At 69.3% G+C, this 19,234-nt stretch carries 10 protein-coding genes; 4 read left to right on the top strand and 6 right to left on the bottom strand.

The window, feature by feature from the left end; all coding sequences use genetic code 11:
• Positions 1 to 51: 51 nt before the first annotated feature.
• From mutS to RKE50_RS08985, 3 genes are all read right to left on the bottom strand, one after another.
• Entirely contained in the window at positions 52 to 2,577 is a 2,526-nt protein-coding gene (mutS, locus tag RKE50_RS08995; RefSeq protein WP_350036495.1) for a DNA mismatch repair protein MutS, read from the bottom strand.
• 106 nt (positions 2,578 to 2,683) lie between these two features.
• Positions 2,684 to 6,211 (bottom strand): EAL domain-containing protein, encoded by a 3,528-nt coding sequence (locus tag RKE50_RS08990; RefSeq protein ID WP_350035999.1) that lies wholly within the window; start codon positions 6,209 to 6,211, stop codon positions 2,684 to 2,686.
• Entirely contained in the window at positions 6,208 to 9,159 is a 2,952-nt protein-coding gene (locus RKE50_RS08985) for a chemotaxis protein CheB (RefSeq protein WP_350035997.1), read from the bottom strand. Before RKE50_RS08985 ends, RKE50_RS08990 begins: the two co-directional genes overlap by 4 nt.
• A gap of 332 nt (positions 9,160 to 9,491) precedes the next feature.
• Here RKE50_RS08985 and RKE50_RS08980 point away from each other — a divergent pair, with 332 nt between their 5' ends.
• Positions 9,492 to 10,241: a hypothetical protein gene (locus RKE50_RS08980; RefSeq protein WP_350035995.1), complete on the top strand. Its 750-nt coding sequence runs from the start codon at positions 9,492 to 9,494 to the stop codon at positions 10,239 to 10,241.
• On the opposite strand, the gene RKE50_RS08975 is transcribed toward RKE50_RS08980, so the two are convergent.
• Genes RKE50_RS08975 through RKE50_RS08965 form a run of 3 tightly spaced genes read right to left on the bottom strand, consistent with a single transcriptional unit; the run spans position 10,207 to position 15,083 of the window.
• Positions 10,207 to 10,839: a TetR/AcrR family transcriptional regulator gene (locus RKE50_RS08975; RefSeq protein ID WP_350035994.1), complete on the bottom strand. Its 633-nt coding sequence runs from the start codon at positions 10,837 to 10,839 to the stop codon at positions 10,207 to 10,209. The genes RKE50_RS08980 and RKE50_RS08975 overlap by 35 nt on opposite strands.
• Positions 10,836 to 13,979 (bottom strand): efflux RND transporter permease subunit, encoded by a 3,144-nt coding sequence (locus RKE50_RS08970; protein ID WP_350035992.1) that lies wholly within the window; start codon positions 13,977 to 13,979, stop codon positions 10,836 to 10,838. Before RKE50_RS08970 ends, RKE50_RS08975 begins: the two co-directional genes overlap by 4 nt.
• A gap of 3 nt (positions 13,980 to 13,982) precedes the next feature.
• Complete coding sequence (locus RKE50_RS08965; RefSeq protein ID WP_350035990.1) at positions 13,983 to 15,083, bottom strand: efflux RND transporter periplasmic adaptor subunit; 1,101 nt, start codon at positions 15,081 to 15,083, stop codon at positions 13,983 to 13,985.
• Between the two features lie 339 nt (positions 15,084 to 15,422).
• Between RKE50_RS08965 and RKE50_RS08960 the strand changes: the two genes are divergently transcribed.
• The 3 genes from RKE50_RS08960 to RKE50_RS08950 are packed head-to-tail and all read left to right on the top strand — an operon-like array spanning position 15,423 to position 19,046.
• Positions 15,423 to 16,529 (top strand): S-(hydroxymethyl)glutathione dehydrogenase/class III alcohol dehydrogenase, encoded by a 1,107-nt coding sequence (locus RKE50_RS08960; RefSeq protein ID WP_350035989.1) that lies wholly within the window; start codon positions 15,423 to 15,425, stop codon positions 16,527 to 16,529.
• Complete coding sequence (locus RKE50_RS08955; protein ID WP_350035988.1) at positions 16,498 to 18,015, top strand: glutamate-cysteine ligase family protein; 1,518 nt, start codon at positions 16,498 to 16,500, stop codon at positions 18,013 to 18,015. Before RKE50_RS08960 ends, RKE50_RS08955 begins: the two co-directional genes overlap by 32 nt.
• On the top strand, positions 18,012 to 19,046 hold the full coding sequence (locus RKE50_RS08950) for a M14 family metallopeptidase (RefSeq protein WP_350035986.1): 1,035 nt from the start codon (positions 18,012 to 18,014) through the stop codon (positions 19,044 to 19,046). The genes RKE50_RS08955 and RKE50_RS08950 overlap by 4 nt, the downstream gene beginning before the upstream one ends.
• Positions 19,047 to 19,234: the final 188 nt, after the last annotated feature.

Here is a 19,234-nt window from a genome sequence, read left to right as displayed (position 1 = left end):
CCCCACGAATCCCGCTGTTATGGCGTCTTCTTGATCTGGCTCAGGGTGTACTCAGTCGAGCCGCTCGCGCAGCGTGTAGAGCAGCGCCAGGGCTTCCCGCGGGGACAGGGCGTCGACATCCAGCTCGCGCAGTTCGGCGAGTACCGGGTGGCGCGCCGGGTCCGAGAACAGGTCGCTCTGCGCCGGGGCCGGCGCGGGGGCGGCGGAGGCGCGGCCGGCCTCCAGTTCACGCAGCTTCTCCGCCGCCGCAGCGAGCACCGCCTGGGGAACACCGGCGAGCTTTGCCACCTGCAGACCGAAGCTCTTGCTCGCCGGGCCGGCCTGGATCTGGTGCAGGAACACCACGTGATCGCGGTGCTCGGTGGCGTCCAGGTGCACGTTGACCATGGTCGGGCAGCTCTCCGGCAGCGCGGTCAGCTCGAAGTAATGGGTGGCGAAGAAGGTGAAGGCGCGCACGCTGCGGGCGAGGTGCACGGCGGCGGCCCAGGCCAGGCTGAGACCGTCGAAGGTGCTGGTGCCGCGGCCGATCTCGTCCATGAGCACGAGGCTGCGCGGCGTGGCGTTGTGCAGGATGTTGGCCGTCTCGGTCATCTCCACCATGAAGGTGGAGCGGCCGCTGGCGAGGTCGTCGGCGGCGCCGATACGGGTAAAGATCCGGTCCATGACGCCGAGGCGTGCGGCGGCCGCCGGCACCCGGCTGCCGCTGTGGGCGAGCAGGGCGATGATCGCGTTCTGGCGCATGTAGGTGGACTTGCCGCCCATGTTCGGACCGGTAATGAGAAGCATGCGCCGCTCGTCGTTGAGCAGCGCGTCATTGGCGATGAAGGGCTCGTCGATCACCTGCTCCACGACGAGATGCCGGCCCTGGCTGACCTCGAATACGGCCTCGTCGACGAGCGTGGGGCGGCTGAGCCCGAGGGCGTCGGCGCGTTCCGCGAGGTTGGCGAGCACGTCCAGCTGGGCGATGGCCGCCGCCGAGGTCCTGAGCGGCGCGAGGGCCTCGTTCAGCTGGTCCAGCAGGCCATCGTAGAGCGCCTTCTCCCGGGCCAGGGCCCGGCTCTTGCTCGACAGCGCCCTGTCCTCGAAGGTCTTCAGCTCCGGCGTGATGAAGCGTTCGGCGTTTTTCAGCGTCTGGCGCCGGGTGTAGCGCTCCGGTGCGTCCTTCGCCTGGGCGCGGCTGATCTCGATGTAGTAGCCGTGAACCCGGTTGTAGCCCACCTTCAGCGTGGACAGGCCCGTGGCCTCGCGCTCGCGCTGCTCGATGGCCACCAGCGTGTCGCCGGCGTGGGTGGAGACGGCGCGCAGCTCATCCAGCTCGTCGTCGAAGCCGTCGGCGATGACGCCGCCGTCGCGGATCACCGCCGGCGGGTTCTCGACCAGCGCGCGGCCCAGGGTGTCGCGCAGCGCCGGGAAATCACCGAGGGCCGTGCGCAGGGCGGCGAGCCGCGCCGCGTCCCGGTCCGCGAGGTCGGCGGCGAGCCCGGGCACCGCGTCGAGGGCGACCTGCAGCCGGGTGAGGTCCCGGGGACGGGCCGAGCGCAGGGCGATGCGGGTGAGGATGCGCTCCACGTCGCCGATGGGCTTCAGGCGCTGGCGCAGGTCCTCGTAGCGGTGCTCGTCGAGGAGGGCGTCCACCGCGTCCTGGCGGGCGGCGAGCTCCTCCCGGTCCGTTAGCGGGCGGTGCAGCCAGCGGCGCAGCAGCCGGCTGCCCATGACCGTGGCGCAGCGGTCCATGACCCAGCGCAGCGTGTGCTCCTCGCCACCGGCGAGGTTGCGGTCGATTTCCAGGTTGCGGCGCGTGGCGGCATCGAGGACGACGCTGTCGCTGCGCCGTTCCACGGCGAGCGCCGTGATGTGCGGCAGGTTCGAACGCTGCGTGTCCTTGACGTACTGCAGCAGGCAGCCGGCGGCGCCGAGGGCGAGGGTCAGGTCCTCGCAGCCGAAGCCGGCGAGATCCCGGGTCTGGAACTGTTCCTTCAGGGCACGGCGCGCGCTCTCCAGGTCAAATTCCCAGGCGGGCTGGGACCGTGCCCCCGGGCGGGCGGTGACCAGGGCATTGCCCAGGTTCTCGTCGTAGAGCAGTTCCGCCGGGTCCAGGCGCTCGAGCTCCCCGAGCAGCGCTTCTTCCCCCGACACCTCGAGCACGCGGAAGGTCCCGCTGGACAGGTCCAGGTGGGCGATGCCGTAATCCTCGCCGCGGGCGGTGATGGCCAGGAGCAGCTGATCCGTGCGCTCGTCGAGCAGCGCCTCGTCGGACAGCGTGCCCGGCGTGACGATGCGCACCACGCGCCGCTCCACCGGTCCCTTGCTCTCGGCCGGGTCGCCGATCTGCTCGGCGATCGCGACAGCCTCGCCGGCCCTGACCAGCCGGGCCAGGTAGCTCTCGGCCGCGTGGTAGGGCACGCCGGCCATGGGGATGGCCTCGCCGGCGGACTTGCCGCGGGCTGTGAGAGTGATGTCCAGCAGCTTTGCGGCGCGCTTCGCGTCGTCGTAGAACAGCTCGTAGAAATCACCCATGCGGTAGAACACCAGCTCGTTCGGGTGCTCGCGCTTGATGGTCAGGTACTGGCGCATCATCGGGGTGTGCTGGTCGTTGGTCTCGCTGCTCACGGCTCAAGTCCCGGGTCGAGGGGGCGATTGTAGGTGAGCCGGCGGACCGGCGGCCAGTGGCGAGACCCCCGGCTCAGGCTTCCTCCGGCCGGGCGTCGGTCTCCGCTGCCTCGAGCAGGCCGCTCAGGTGACCGGCAAGCTCCCGGGAAAAGGCCCGGAAGGCCTCGATGCCGTCCGGCGTGCGCCCGCCGCTGTGGCGGTAGGCGGCGATCAGGGCGCGGGCGCGCTCGTGCACTTCCCGATGCATTGCCTCGCAGTGTTGAAGGTGTCCGCCCGCGCTGGCAATGCCTTCCCGGGCGGCCTGCGCGAGGGCGCGGCCCAGGTAGCACTGCGCGTGATCCATTTCCGGCGGGGCATCGCCGATGCCCTGGAGATAGTCGACGACAGCGAGCTGCCAGGCGCGGTGCTCTACCCGGGCGCGCAGCAGATCGCGGCGTGCCCCTGAGAGGGGGGAGCAGCGTTGCCAGCTCTTCGGTGGCCGCCAGCGCTCCCGCCAGGCCAGCAGCGCATCCGCCGCCATGGGCCGCGCAATGGCATAGCCCTGCCCGGCGCTGCAGCCTAATTGCAGCAGCATGCGTCCGTGCTCCTCCGTCTCCACTCCCTCGGCAATCACTGCCTTGCGGAACGCGCCGGCCATGGCGAGCACCCCCTCGAGGATCACGAGGTCGTCCGGGTCCGTTCCCATATCGCGCACGAAGCTCTGGTCTATCTTGAGCTGGTCTGCGCTGATCTGCTTCAGGTAGCTGAGGGTCGAAAAGCCCGTGCCGAAGTCGTCGAGGGCGAAGCCGATGCCGAGGCGCCGGCATCGGGCAATCGTTGTGGATACGGCCTCGATATCTTCCAGGGCATTGCTCTCGAGCAGCTCGAGCTTGAGATCGCCAGCCTGGAGCCGCTCCGTGCCGTTCACGTGGTGTTCCAGATCCTCGATAAACCCCGGATGCTGCAGGTGCCGCGGCGACACGTTGATACTCATCGGGACGTGCAGGCCGGCGCTGCGCCAACGCCGCTGCTGCTCGAGCGCCGACGCTATCACCCAGCGCCCGACGTCGATGGCGAGCTCGTCCGACTCCACCAGCGGCATGAAAGCGTCCGGGGCTGTTTCGCCGCGCTCCGGGTGGCACCAGCGCAGCAGCGCCTCCACGCCGAGCAGTTCGCCGCTGCACATATTGACCTGCGGCTGGTAGCGCAGTTCGAACTCGCCACGCGCGAGGCCCCGGCGGAGTTCCTCCAGCTCCTGATGCCGGGCGCGGGCCGTGCGGGCCGTGGCGGAATCGAACACCTCGTAGCGGCCCTTGCCGCGCTGCTTGGCCTGGTACATGGCCTGGTCTGCCTGGCGGAGGAGCTGTTCGGCATCCGTGCCGTGGTCTTCCACGCTGTAGAAGCGCAACCCGATGCTCGCTTCGACCCGGACCTGGTGGCCCGCGATCAGCGCGGGGCGGCTGACCTCATTGAGCAGTCGGGTGACCAGCTTGCTGATAGCTCCCGGGTCGGCGACGTCTGTCAGGACGATCACGAACTCATCCCCGCCCAGGCGGGCCAGCGTATCGCTGTAGCGCAGGATAGCGTTCATGCGCCGGGCGAGGTCGAGCAGGAGCTGGTCGCCGACCTCGTGGCCGTAGCGATCATTGACGGGCTTGAAGTCGTCGAGGTCCAGGTAAGCGATGGCGAGGAGACGCTCCTGCCGCCGGGCCAGGGCCATGGCCTGCTCCAGCCGGTCTGCCAGGAGGGCGCGGTTCGGGAGGCCCGTCAGCGCATCGTGTTGAGCGAGGAAGCTCAATCTCGCCTGTTGCGCTTTGAGCTCGGCGATGTCGGCGAAGAGCGCAACATAGTGCAGCGCCTGGTCGCGCCGGTCGTTGACGGTGCTGACGGTAACCAGTGCCGAGAAGCTGTCGCCGTCGGGACGGCGGCCGGAGACCTCGCCGCTCCAGGCACCCTCGCGTTCCAGCGTATTACGCATCGCCTCGCCGCCATCCTCCGCCGCGGCGAGGCTCGCCAGTTCGCGTCCGAGCAGCTGCTCACGGGCGTAGCCGGTGATGCGGCTGAGCGCCTGATTACTGCTGATAATACGGCCTTTCGTGTTGGCGATAAGGATGCCTTCCCGGGCGTTGTCGAACACACTCGCTGCGAGCCGCAGTTCGCGCTCGGCGCGGTGCTTTTCCGTGATGTCGACGAGGGTGCCGATGATGCGACGCGGGCCGTGCTCCGGGTCGCGCTCGATGACCCGCCCACGGTTGAGCACCCAGGCCGCGCCGTCGTCCTTCAGCCGTACCTCATGTTCTAGCGAGAAGACACCGTGCTGCCGTTCCGGCGCGAGGCGCCGGACGGCATCTTCCAGCCGGACCTTGTCGTGGGCCGGGAGCAGCTGCTCCCAGCGCAGGGGGGGATGATCCGGCGTCGGCGCTGCTTCACCGCGAAGCTGCGGCCAGCGATGATCGAGCAGCAGGAAGTCATCCTGTGGCCGCCACTCCCAGAGTACCGTATTGGCGCTTTCCAGCAGGGTCTCCAGCCGCCGTTCTGTCTCGTCTATTGCCCGGCGTAAGCGGAGCCCGTGCAGCCCCCAGGCGAGATCGCCGGCAAGCTGGTCGAGGAGTTTCCGCTCTGCGGACTCCACGGAGCCCGGGAGGCGTGCCCAGATGAGCAGCGCGCCGAGAAAGTCGTCCGGCCCGGTGGCGATCGGGAAAGCGGCCAGGGTGCGCAGGCCGTAGCGGAGGGCGGTCGCCTGCCAGACGGCCCCGCTGACGCCCAGCGCCAGATCGTCGATCACCACGCTTTGCGTCCCCCGCCGCAGGTCCCGCAGGACTTCCTCCGGCAGTGGGACGCGGTCGAGCTGGTCTTCGCTGACAAGCCTGCCGTCGCCGGCGCTAGTGCGGAAGCCGTCGCCTGTGCGCTCCACGATCGTCGCAGCGCCGTAACCCCCGAACTTGACCAGAAGGCGACAGAGCTCGTCGCGCAGCGGACCCTCCTCCCGTGCCTTGATGATCAGACGATTGCAGTGGCTGAGCATGGCGTAGGCGCGGTTGAGCCGGACCGCCTCCGCACGCGCCCGCTCGGCGCTGTCACGCTCACGGGTGAGTGCAGTCTGATCCACGATCAGCACCGCATAGCGCGTCGCTGTGCCCGTGTCCGCCTCGAGCAGGGCCACGTGCAGGTCAATGGTTTCGCCAGCGTCCGCGGGACCGCGCAGGGACACCCGGGCGATTTCATCCGTGCCCGCCTGCTGGGCTCCGGCGATTGCCCGGCGCAGCTTGCGTTGTCCTTCCGGCTGGAGGAAGCGGGGAAAGAAATGCGATCGCAGGTTGGCACGCCCTAATTCGAACTGTGCCTCGGCGAGCTCGTTGCTGTCGAGTATGACACCCACGTCGTCGATCACGAGGGCGGGCAGCGGCAGGCTACGAAAGAGGGCGGTGAAGCGCCGCGTCGCCTGCTCGGCAAGGGCCTGCTTGCCGCGAAGCTCCTCGTTCTGCGCTTCCAGTTCCTGCTGGTGCTGGTGCAGATCTTCAAGCAGCTCCTCCACCTTGTGGGTGACGGGGTCGGTAACTTTCCTGTCGCCGGCATGCTTCTGCGCGTCGGCGCTGCCGCCGCCGTCGGACGGGGCGCTCACGGCGGTTCCTCCTCGACCCAGTGCGTGATGTCGATATGGCTGACGACAGCGCCCCCGCCGCCCTTGACCGGCGCCGCGTGCATCACGAACCAGCGCCGTTCCGTGGGCGAATGGCAGGGGTAGCGCAGGGTAAAGCTGTCGCGCTGTTCATCGAGTACCGCGGCAATCCCCGCGCGCGCCTCGCCAGCGCTATTGTCATCGTCGCTGTCGTTGCCGAGGCAGGCGCAGGCCTCGAGATAGTTCATGCCGGGGCCGGTGGCCTTGAGGTCCCGGTCACCGTTGGCGCGCGCAAAGTTCCGCCAGGCGTCGTTGACCATGGTGATGGTGCCCTCGCCATCGAGCACGGCGATGTGCTCGGACAGGGAATCGAGCGTACCCTGCAGGCGCTGGGCATCCTTGAGCTGGGTGGTGTCGATGATCGTAATGACCGCGCCGCTGATGGTGCGCGCTTCCTCGAGGTAGGGGTGGATACGGACCAGCAGCCACTGTCCGTCTCGGGCGCGGACCTCGCGGCTGGTGAGCTGCGCCGTGGCGATTACCTGGCGCAGGTCCTCGAGCAGCTCCGGATAGTCGAGCGAGTGGCTGAAATCGGCGAGCGGCCGTCCGATATCGCCTTCGCGGATGCTGAACAGGGCCTGCGCCTCGGCAGTAAAGCGGGTGATGGTCAGCGCCACGTCGACGAAGAGGGTTGGAATCATGGCCGCCCGGGTCATGTTGTCTAGGTCAGCATTCAGGCGGTTCAGGATGTCGATCTTCTCCTGGTTCTCCGCATTGACCGTGTACAGTTCCTCGTTGACGGACTGCAGCTCCTCATTTGTGCTCTGCAGTTCTTCGTTGGAGGCCATCAGCTCCTCGTTCGTGGCCTGCAGTTCCTCGTTGGAGGTCTCCAGCTCTTCGATGGTGGCCTGCAGGCTGTCCCGCGTCGCCTCGAGGTCCCGCTCGAGGGCCTGGATCCGTTCGTTCGCGGCGGCGTCGAGGTCGCCGCTATCCACCAGCTGGTGCGCGGACCCGGCCGCCTCTGTCTCCTCCACCACGAGGAGAAAGAAGGCGTCCCCGTCGGGTTCGCTCTTCACCGGGTTCACGCAAAGGTGCAGCGTGACCGTCGTGCCATCCCGGTCGGCGACGGTTACCCGGTCCGAGCGCAGAGCCACACCTTCCTTGACGGCCTTGTGCAGGAGTGCGGCGGCGATGGAGGACAGGCGCCCGGTGAGCAGGCGCGTGATTTCCCAGGCCGTGCTGCCCTCGGGAATCTGCAGAAAGCGCTGGGCGTTGCCGAAGACATGAAGCAACTCGCGCTCCCGGTTAACGAGCAGCGCCGGGGGCTGGTATTCCGCCTGCAGGGCCGACCGGGCTGCCTCGATGAGCGGGCTCTCACGGTTTGCCCCGACCGCGGCGCGCCCCGTGCGCTTCGGTCGCTCGCGGGGGGTGCCCGGCGCACCCAGGTCGAGGGGCGGCGGCGCTGTCCGGCGCAGCTGGAACAGCTTGTGCTTGCTGTCGAGACAGCGGAAATTGTCGTCCAGAGCGCCCAGGCTCTCGCTCGAGCCCAGCAAGAGGTAGCTCTGCTTGCGCAGCGCATACTGGAAGCGCCCCAGGGCGCGTTCCTGGGCTCGCGCGTTGAAATAGATGAGCGTGTTGCGGCAGGAGACGAGGTCCATGCGGGTGAAGGGCGGGTCCTCGAGCACATTGTGCCGGGCAAAGACAATGTGCTGGCGTACCGGTGCCCTGAGCACAAACTGGTTGCCCCGGTGCTCGAAGAAGCGCTCCAGGCGCTCTTCGCTGACTTCGTTGGCGATGCCCTCGGAATACACGCCGGCGCTGGCGATGTCGATGTACTGCTGCTCGACGTCGGTGGCGAAAACCTTCAGCTGCGGCCAGCGGCGCAGCCGGTCAAAGGCCTCCAGGAACAGGATAGTGATCGAGTAGGCCTCTTCGCCCGTGGAGCAGCCCGCGATCCAGACCCGCACCGGCTCGTGTTCGCTGTGGGCGGCGACGATTTCGGGGATGACCCGATCGGCGAGGGCTTCGAAGGTCTTGCTATCGCGAAAGAAACTGGTGACCGGGATCAGCGCATCGCGCCGCAGCGTGCTGACCTCACTGTTATCACTCCTCAAGAGGTGAAGATAGTTCTCGATGTCTGCCACGTGCCGCAGCTGCATGCGCCGCTCGATCCGGCGCTGTACCGTGGCCACCTTGTAGTCACGGAAATTGACACCGCCGACCTCGTGCAGCAGCGCGAGGATCCCCTCCAGCGGATTGGCCTGCTGCCCGCCGCTCCCGGCGACTTTGGCACTGGGTTTAACGTGATTGGTGACATGGCCTGTCACCCGGGCCGCGATGGCTTCCGGGGGCATCACCTCGTCGACCAGCCCAGTGGCGATGACGCTGCGGGGCATGCCGTCGAACTTGGCGCTTTCCGGGTCCTGGGCGAGAAGAAAACCGCCGGCATTGTTCAGGGCGACCGCGCCGCGGGTGCCGTCGGAGCCCGTGCCGGAGAGGATGATTCCCACGGCGCGCTCGCTGACTTCGGCCGACAGGGACTGGAAAAACAGGTCGATGGGCAGGCTCAGCCCGTGCGGGCTCTTTGGTACCAGCTGGAGACGATCTCCGGCGATGGTCATGTTCTTGCCGGGCGGGATCAGGAAAACATGATCGGGCAAAAGGGACATGCCGTTCTCGGCCACGGTCACCGGCATCGCCGTGTGCCGCGCGAGCAGGTTGTCCATCATGCTCTTGTGGTCCGGTGAGAGGTGCTGGATGACGACGTAGGCTGCACCGGAAGCACTGGGCAGCTCGCTAAACAGACGTTCCAGAGCGTCGAGCCCGCCGGCTGAAGCGCCGATTGCCACCACGTAGCCACGAAAGGCGGCGCTGCTCTGTGTCGCCGAAGCAGGGGTGGAAGCGTGCGGCCCGCTACCGGCCGCGGCGTCAGTGGATGGCTTTTCGGTCATGGCAGCTGTGGCTGTGACTTAAGATCACCGCCAAATTACTACAGCGCTCTGCGGTGGAAAAGCCGGCGCGAAGAAATGTAGCGCCAGGTCAATGGCACCGGGGCATGCTGGCCGATTCGATCCAGTGTGGCCGTCCTGGTCACAGCAGGTGCACGGTGGAGGATCCCGGTGCAGCCAGCGGCGCAGCAGCCGGCCGCCCCTGACCGTGGCGCAGCGGTCCATGGGCTTGTAGGCGAGGGCCGCGGCGCTGTGCCAGTAAGGCAGCGCGCACGGCAGATGGCGCTGGGTTAGAGTAGCGAGTTGAAAGGTCCACCTCGCAGGCAGGATGAACCATGACCCGCCCCCGCCGTTTCCTGTTCGGTACTGTGCTTTCGCTCGGCCTCGCCGGCTGCGGCTTCGCCCTGGCCGGTTACATCGGGGGGCGTTGCTGCGTCCCGCCCGGGAGCGGTCTTGCCGGGCCCGCGATCGTAGTGGGCTGGGCAGCGCTCGGCGCCCTCGCGGCGCTCGTCGCCGGTATCATGCTCGCGGTCTGGCTGCCGCCGACCGGCCTTCGCATCGCGGCGGTTGTCGCGGGTCTCGCCGGGCTGCTGGTCTACGGGTCGCTGGGCTATGCACTCCTGGTGTCGCGGGTCGAGACCCGCGCTCAGCTCGAGGAGGCCTACACGCGGCTGCCGGTCTTCCGCGTCGTGCTGACCGCCGGGCCCGGCGCCCCGGCCGCGCTCGAGCGCTTCAGCGCGGACTGGTCGCGGCGTCGCTTCGCCGCCGCGAAGGCGGGGGGCGCCTGCGAGGGGACGCTGTCCGGGGAGCAGGCGGTCGAACTGCTCACGGCGCTGCGGGCGGCCGAGGGGGTGCTATACCGCACACCGGATGCCTGTGCCGACCGTGGCGGGCCGATCCATCACGTCCTCCGCGCGACCATACCGTCGCCGCTGCCGCCGGACACCGAGATCGACCAGGGCTTGACCGGGTCGTGCCTCTCGGCCTACCCGGACCTCGCCGCGCCCTTTGCCGCGGCCGAACGGCTCGTGCGGGAGACCCGTTGCGAGTTCACGACGACGGCGACTTCCCCCGACCCGCAATAACGCCGGCCAGGAAGCTGCGCGTCGCCGTGTCCAGCATGGCCGGGACGTCGGCCGCGGCATGGAAGTAGGGCAGCTTGCCGCTCATGCAGATGGCGCTGAAACCGTGCACGAGGGCCCACAGCTTGATGGCGGTGTCGAGCTCGTCGACGTCGGTTGCGCCCTGCGCTGCGAGGTAGGCGCGCACCGTCTCCACCAGCACGAAGAAGCCGACGGCCTTGCGATCGAAGTTGTCGGCATCGAAGGCGCGCTTGCCGATGTCGCCCCACATCAGGTCATAGAAGGCTGACTTTTCCGTGACGAAGGCGATGTAGTTCTGACCGAGGGCGATGATCGCCTCGATGCTGCCCGCGGGGTACCTGTCGCGCACCTCGCGCGCGGTCTCGCCGAGGCCGAAGAAGCCCAGCTGGCTCACCGCCTCGAGCAGGGCCTCCTTGTCGCGGAAATGCCGGTAGGGGGCGGCATTGCTGACCCCGGCTCGGCGCGCCGCGTCGGCCATGGTGAAGCCGAGGGAGCCGCTCTCCTCGATCAGCTCCGCCGCGGCGACGATGAGTGCGTTGCGCAGGTCGCCGTGGTGGTAGCTCTTCTCCGCCCGGCTCACGCCGGCCCGCGCTGCGGCAGGCCGCCGACCGCGGCGGCGGGCACCGGCGCTTCCGCCAGGGCCCGGCGGTGGTGGCGTCGATAGGCGAGCATGAACATGGGCGGAATATAGAAGAACGACACCACGGTGGAAAGCAGTACGCCACCGGCGATCGCCATCGCGAAGGGTGGCCAGAACTGGCTGCCTTCAAGGATCAGCGGCAGGAAGCCGCCGAAGGTGGTGATCGTCGTCGACACGATGTGGCGGCTCGATCCCAGTACCACCTCGCAGACAGCGTCGACATCACCGCGCATGGCCCGCTCGTCGAGCTGCAGCGCGGTGAGGATGATGATCGCGGCGTTGATGGAGACACCGATGGAGCCGATGACGCCGATCAGCGCCTGCACCCCGAAGGGATAACGGAACACCGCGAGGGCCAGTAGGCTGAGGCCCATGGAGAGCAGAAACACGGTGAAGGCGACGGCGGACAGGCGCCAGGAGTTGAAGGTGAGTACGATCGTGGCCAGCAGCGCCGCGACGACCATGCCCATCGGCGCGATAATGTTCTGCACCACGCTGGCGCGGGCATCGGCGGTGCCGCCGAACTGGTAGCGGTAGCCGCTGGGCAGCGGCACGGGGTCATCGGCCAGGATGGCGCGCAGTTCCTTCAATGCCTCTTCCGCCAGCACGCCGCGAGTGACATAGCCCTGCACGATGTTCACGCGTTCACCGTTCTTGCGCGAGATCGGGCTGCTCGCCGGCTGCAGTTCGAAGCTGCCGAGCGTCGACAGTGCGATGCTGTTGAGTCCCTCCGCGGCGCCGGGCAGCGGGAGGCGGATGCTGGCGATCTGCTCCGGCGTCGACCAGTCACTCTCGCGCAGCCGCGCGCGGACGGGCAGGCGCTCGGTCCCCTCGAGCAGTTCCCCGGCCACGCGGCCGCGCAGGGCGGCATCCAGCGTGTCGGCGACCACGGCCAGCTCCAGGCCGGCGCGGCGCACGCGCTGCTCGTCGAGCTCGAGGACCAGCTTCGGTGCACCGGCGACCAGCGTGGTGCTGCTGTGGGTGATATCCGTGACCCGCTCCATGCGCAGGCGGAAGGCCTCGCCGAGCCGGCGCAGGGTTTCCAGGTCCGGGCCGAAGAGCTCGATCTCCAGCGGCGCCGCGACCGGCGGGCCCTGGTCGATGCCACGGACCACGATGCGGGCCTCCGGGTACTGCGCGTCCAGCTGGCGCTGCAGGCGCCGGATCAGGTCGTCGGTCCGGTTCTCGTCGCGGGTCAGCACCATGGCCTGGGCATAGCCCGGGATGCCCTCGCGACTGCGGATCACGTTGTAGTAGAAGGGCGGCGGGCTCTCGCCGAGGCTCCAGTCGATGCGCCGGATCAGCGGCTCCTCGCGCAGGCGCGCGTCGAGCTCGCGCACTAGGCGGTCGGTGTCGTTGATCGAGCGCCCGGGCGGCAGCGACACCTGCAGGTAGAGCTGGTCGCGGTCCGTGCCCGGGAAAAACTGCGCCGTGAGCGTCGGAAAGGACAGGAAGCCGGCCGCCGGCAGGGCCAGGGCGAGCGCGACCGAGCCTGCCGGATGGCGCACGGACCAGTCAAGGGCGCGGGCGAGGGCACGCCCGGCGCGGCCGCTGGGCAGTCCGGCCTCCCACCAACGCTCTCGCCCGGCTAAGCCCGCGGGCAGCAGCCGCGCGGCGAGCACCGGCGTGATCGTGAGGGCGAGCAGCAGAGATCCGGTCAGCATGATCACCACGGCCTTGGCGATGGAGCCGAGGAAGTCGCCCGCGCCCCCGGGCAGCAGGACCATGGGTACGAAGGCCAGCACCGTCGTCGCCGTCGATGACAGCAGCGGCACCCGCAGCCGGGAGACGGCCTCGCCGATCGCCTCGGCCGGCGCCAGGCCCGCGAGCAGCCGCTTGCGCACCTCGTCGGTCATCACGATGGAGCCGTCCACCAGCAGGCCCAGGGCGACGACGAGCCCGGTGACGGACATCTGGTGGATGGGAAGAGCGAGGAGATACATGCAGATGATCGACAGCGCCGTGCACAGCGGCAGAATGACGGCGACCACTGTGGCCGCCCGCAGGCCCAGGGTGAACAGCAGCACCAGGAGTACCAGGCCCATGCCGGCGACCAGGTTGAGGCTCACGTCCCGCAGCCGCTTCAGCGTGTAGCCGGCCTGGTCGTAGCTGGTCTCGATCTGCACGCCCGCCGGTGCCGATGCCCGGTACTCGTCGAGGAATGCCTCGAAGGCGCGGCTCCAGCGGTCCACCTGCAGCCCCTCGTGCATGGCAACGCCCATCAGCACACCGGGACGCCCCTCGGTAAAGGCGGCGGCACGCGGCGGCGACTCCTCGGCGCGGTAGACCTGCGCGATGTCGCCCACGGTGACGGCGCCGCCGCGGCTGTCGGTGCGCACGATCACGTTGGCGATGCGGGCGGCGGAGTCGAACTCGCCGGCCACCTCGATGAGCAGGTCGTTGACGCGGCCGCTGGCCCGGCCGGAAGCCTGCCGGGGGTCGGCACCGCGCAGGGCCCGGGTCAGCTCGCCCATGCCGATGCCCCGGGCCAGCATGGCCTGCTCGTCGAGGTCGACGCGGATCTCCTCGCTGCTCTCGCCGAACAGTTCGACCAGGCGCGTGCCCGGGAAGTTGCGCGCGCGCTCGGCGAGGTCATCGGCCGTGCGGCTGAGCAGCGACAGCGGCACGTCGTAGCCCGGCGCGGAGGTGAGGGCGACGATCCGCGCGTAGGCAAGGGTCCGGTTGTTGTCGAAGGCGGGCGGCAGCACGCCCGGCGGGAACTGCAGGGTGGCATCGTCGATGGCGGCGCGCACCTCGGACCAGGCGCGCTCGATCTCCTCATCGGCCAGCGTGTCGTAGAGCTCCACCACGACCGACACCACGCCGCTGGAAGACGTGGAGCGCACCTCGTCGACCTCCGCGATGGCGCGCAGTTCTTCCTCCAGGGGCCGGGTGACCAGGGCCTCGACCCGTGCCGGTTCGGCGCCCGGGAAGAACGTCGTGATCGTGGCCACGTAGTTGGTGATCGTGGGGTCTTCCTGGCGCCCGAGGGAGCGCAGGCTGGCAAGCCCCACCAGCACGATCACGAGGATCGCGAGCCACAGGTAGCGACCGTTGCGGTACAGGCTGTGTGCGAGCACGGCTCAGGCTCCCGCGAGCCGGTCGCCCGCGCTGTCGGTCACGCGGGTGCCGGGTGCGACCCGGTGGATACCGTCGGCAATCACCCGGTCGCCGTCGTTCAGCGTGCCGCGCACGAAGGCGCGGTCCCCGGAGACGTGCAGGACCTCGACCACCTCGCGCAGTGCGACGCTCCCGCCTGCGCGCTCGCGCAGCGCGAGCACGGTCCACACGCCGCGCTCGCCCTCCAGCAGCGCCGACAGCGGCAGCCAGCCGCCCGCTGCCGCGACCCGCCGGGGCAGGCTGATGGTCACGGGCTCGCCGTCGAAGGCCTCGGTGCCGGCAGGCAGCACGAAGATCGCCGCCGCGGTCATGCTGACCGGGTCGACATCGGGCCGGATACCGCGCAGGCGCGCGTCGATCGTTTCGCCGCGGAGCTCGAGCGGATAGACCCGGTCGACCGCCAGCGTGCCGGCCTGCTCTACGGCGATGCCGACCTGCGCCTCGCGCTCACCATCGGCGACCAGTGTGAACACGGCCCGGCCGGGCTCCGTGACCGTGCCGCGGTCCAGGTGCTGGCGTCCCACGCGCGCCGCGTAGGGGGCACGCAGGACCGACTTGTCGAGGTCGATGCTGAGGCTGTCCAGCTCCGCCGTCACCGCCTCGAGGCGGGCCATCAAGGCTTTCTCCGCCAGGCGCGTGTCGTCGAAGTTCTGCCGGGAGATGGCGCCACTGGCGGCGAGCGGCGCCTGCCGCTCGCTGCGCGCCCGGGCGAGCTCGAGTTCGGCGCGCACCTGGGCCACGGTCGCCGCCGCGGCCTTGCGCCGGGCTTCCAGGGAGCGCGTGTCGAGGCGCGCCAGCGCAGTGCCGGCGGCCACCCGCTCGCCCTCGTCGACCAGGATCGCATCAATGGCGCCCGGGACCTCGAAGCCGACGGTGCCGCTGGTGGCCGCCTTGACCAGTCCCAGGAAGCGCTGCTCGCGCTCGAAGGCGCCCACCTGCTCGAAGTCCACGGTCGCCACGGGCATGGCGTCGCGGCCGGGACGCTCCCCGGGATCGTCCACGCGGGCGTGCAGGGCGGCGGTGATTACCGCGGTAACCAGCGCGGCGACCCCCGTCGCGGTCATTGTCGATGCCCAGCGCCTGCTTCGTCCCTCTGCAGCCATGACGTCACCTCTTCGCGGCAATGTTAAGGAGATTAACATAAATGTTAATTGCTTTAACATATACCGTCGGGGCGCGTTTTTGGACGCCCCGGAAGTGCGCCCCGCCGTTGCAGAAACTGGACGGACCCTGGACAGGCTGGCGGAGGCCGCATTGGAGACCGTTTCCCGGGACTGTTGCGCTTCGCCGTCGCCGGCCGGGCGGGACAGCGGGAGCCCGCCCCGCCGCCATTGGCTCCTCGCGGGCAAACTCTCTATGATCCGGGGTTCCAACCCAGTATCTGTCTTCAAGGAAGAACGCCCATGAAAACACGCGCAGCAGTCGCCTTCGGTGCCGGCAAGCCCCTGGAAATCTGCGAGGTGGACCTCGAGGGCCCCCGCGCCGGCGAGGTGATGGTGGAATTGAAGGCGACCGGGGTCTGCCACACCGATGCCTTCACCCTGTCCGGGGATGACCCGGAGGGCGCCTTCCCGACCATCCTCGGCCACGAGGGTGCCGGCGTCGTCGTCGAGGTGGGGGAGGGCGTGACCTCCGTGAAGCCCGGCGACCACGTGATCCCGCTGTACACACCCGAGTGCCGGGAGTGCGATTTCTGCCTGCACCCGCGCACCAACCTCTGCCAGGCCATCCGCGAGACCCAGGGCCAGGGTGTGATGCCGGACGGCTCCAGCCGCTTCTCCCTCGACGGCAAGCCGCTGCTGCACTACATGGGCTGCTCCACTTTCGCCAACCACACGGTGCTACCGGAAATCGCCGTGGCGAAGGTGCGCGAGGACGCGCCCTTCGACAAGATCTGCTACATCGGCTGCGGCGTGACCACGGGCATCGGCGCCGTCGCCTTCACCATGAAGGTCGAGGCCGGCGCCACCGTCGCCGTGTTCGGCCTGGGCGGCATCGGCCTCAACGTCATCCAGGGCGCGCGCATGGTCGGCGCCTCGCGCATCATCGGCGTCGACATGAACCCCGCCAAGGAGGCCCTGGGCCGGCAGTTCGGCATGACCGACTTCGTCAACCCGAAGGACGTGGACGACGTCACCCAGCACCTCATCGCCATGACCGGCGGCGGCGTGGACTACAGCTTCGAGTGCATCGGCAACGTGAACGTCATGCGCCAGGCGCTCGAGTGCGCGCACAAGGGCTGGGGCCAGAGCTGCATCATCGGCGTCGCCGGCGCGGGCCAGGAGATCAGCACCCGGCCGTTCCAGCTCGTCACCGGCCGCACCTGGAAGGGCACGGCTTTCGGCGGCGCGCGCGGGCGTACGGACGTGCCGAAGATCGTCGACTGGTACATGGAAGGACACATCAACATCGACGACCTGATCACCCACACCATGCCCCTGGAGGAGATCAACACGGCCTTCGACCTGATGCATGCGGGTGAAAGTATCCGCTCTGTCGTCATGTATTGACGGCGCGGGGGCCGCCGGCGCCGTGGGCATCGAGATCGATCGCACCGCCTTTGACCCGGAGGACTTCCGGGCCTTCGAGGCGCGGCTCGAGCAGAACCTCAGCGACCTCGAGGGCCTGCTCAATACGCCGGATTTCGGCGTCGGCGCCCCCACCCTCGGCGCCGAACTCGAGCTCTATCTCGTCGACGGCGAGGGCAACCCGCTGCACGTCAACCAGGAGGTGTACGCCGCGGCGGCAGATCCGCGGCTCACGCTGGAGCTCAACCGCTACAACCTCGAGTACAACCTGACCCCTGGGCCGGTGGCCGGCGGCGCCTTCTCGGCCACCGAGCGGGAGATTCTCGGCTGCCTCGCCGACCTCAAGGGCCACGCCGCGGCGCACGGTGGCCAGGTGGTCGCCATCGGCATCCTGCCGACGCTGCGCGAGGCGGACTTCGGCCCGGGCTCCATCACCGACCGGCGCCGCTACCACGCGCTGGTGGCGCAGCTCATCGAGCGCCGGGGCAGCAACTTCCGCATCGACATCAACGGCCGCAACCCGCTGCAGATCGATATGGCGGACATCACCCTGGAGGGCGCCAATACCTCTTTCCAGGTGCACTACCGGGTGGCACCGGCCGTCTACGCGGACACCTACAATGCGCTGCAGCTGGCCACGCCGCTGGCCCTGGCCATCGCCGGCAACTCGCCCACGCTGTTCGGTCATGCGCTTTGGCGGGAGACGCGCATTCCCCTGTTCAAGCAGTCCATCGACTGCCGGCAGCGGGACCGCTACAGCTGGAGCGAGCCGGCGCGGGTGAACTTCGGCCGCGGCTGGGTGCGTCGCGGCGCCCACGAACTCTTTGCCGAGCAGGTGCGGCTGTATCCGCCCCTGCTGCCCATCTGCGGCCAGGGCGAGGCCCCGGGGGCGCCGTCCCTGGACGAGCTGCGCCTGCACCTGTCCACGGTCTGGCTCTGGAACCGGCCGGTCTACGACCCGGTGGACGGCGGGCACCTGCGCATCGAGCTGCGCTCGCTGCCGGCGGGGCCGACGCCCGTCGACATGGTCGCCAACGCCGCCTTCCTGGTGGGTCTCGCCGAGGGGCTGCGCCCGCGGATCAACCGCCTCCTGCCGGCCCTGCCCTTCCACATTGCCGAGTACAACTTCTACCGCGCCGCGCAGCACGGCCTCGCGGCGAAGCTGGTTTGGCCGCGCGAGGACCAGCACGGCCTCGCCGAGACGCCGGTGACGGCCCTTATCGAGGCCTGCCTGCCCGTGGCCGCCGAGGGCCTGGCGGCCATCGGCACGCCGGCGGAGGAGATCAGCCACTACCTCGGCGTGATCGGCGCGCGGCTGGCGGCGCAGCAGACCGGTGCGACCTGGCAGCTCGACACGCTGCACGGCCTGGACGGCGGGCTCCCGACCCCGGATGCCCAGCACGAGATGCTCAAGCGCTTCATGGCGCTGGCGGACAGTAACCAGCCGGTGGCGGAGTGGCCGCTGTGAGGCGCTTCCGTTTCCTGCGCGACCCGGACCCGGCGGCCATCGGCGACAGCTTCGAGGCGTTCCTGCGCTGGCTCGAAGGCCCCGCCTGCCTGTTCATCAGCGGCGCCGATGACAGCCGCTGCCGCGCCTTCGTCACCCTGCTGCACGGCAACGAGCCCTCCGGCGCCCGCGCGCTGTGGCGCTGGCTGCGCGAGGGAGAGCGGCCGGCCGTGAACCTGGTCTGCGTCGTCGCCTCGGTGACCGCTGCGCTCACCGAGCCGCTGTTCACCCACCGCATGCTGCCGCGGGCCCGCGACCTCAACCGCTGCTTCCGCCCGCCCTTCGACGATGCCCAGGGCCGGCTGGCCGAGGAGATCCTCGAGCTGCTGCGGCTGCACCGCCCGGAGGCGGTGGTCGACATGCACAACACTTCCGGCTCGGGACCTTCCTTCGCCGTCTGCACCTTCCCGGACCGGCAGCACGATGCGCTGGCAGCGCTGTTCACCGGGCGCCTGATCATCTCCCGCCTCGACCTGGGCGCGCTCATGGAGATCAGCGACCGCCGCTGTCCCACGGTGACCATCGAGGTGGGCGGCCGCCTCGATGCCGCCGCCGATCGCTGCGCCTTCGAGGGTCTCTGCCGCTATGCGGCGGTGCCTGACGTCTTCGCCGGCAGTATCCGCGAACGGGGCCTCGAGCGCCTGGCCGACCCGGTCCGCCTCGAGCTTCGCGAGGGCGTCAGCCTCACCTATGCGCCGCGGCCCTGTGCCGGGCACGACATCACCCTGCGCCCGGATATCGAGCACCACAACTTCGGCAGCGTCGGTCCCGACGTCGTCCTGGGCTGGACCGGGGGGCTGCCGACGCGTCTTTTCCGGGCCGTCGATGCCTCGGGGGCCTGTGCCGTCGACCGGCTCGTGCGCATCGAGGACGGCGAGCTGCGCCCGGCACAGTCGCTGAAGCTGTTCATGATCACCACCAACGCCGGTATCGCCCAGTCCGACTGCCTGTTCTACGCCGTCGCCGACGACGGCCAGCCCATCGCCGCGTAGGCGGTCTGCCGGCGGCTGCCGGGACCTGTCGCCTTTTCAGGCTGGTCCGGGCGACATGGCCGGATTCTGCCCGGATTTGAGGCCGCGAACCTCTTGCAATCGCCTCGAAAAGCACTGAGGATATATACAGTAGTTAGTGCGGTGCTTAACAACGACAGACGGCTGCGGCCATCGGGAGCGACGGAGAG

Origin of the sequence: Pseudohaliea sp. (genome assembly GCF_040217025.1) — a bacterium.
Classification (GTDB): Bacteria; Pseudomonadota; Gammaproteobacteria; order Pseudomonadales; family Halieaceae; genus Pseudohaliea.
The sequence above is the reverse complement of the archived record's forward strand: the minus strand, read 5'-3'. Positions and strand labels throughout refer to the sequence as shown.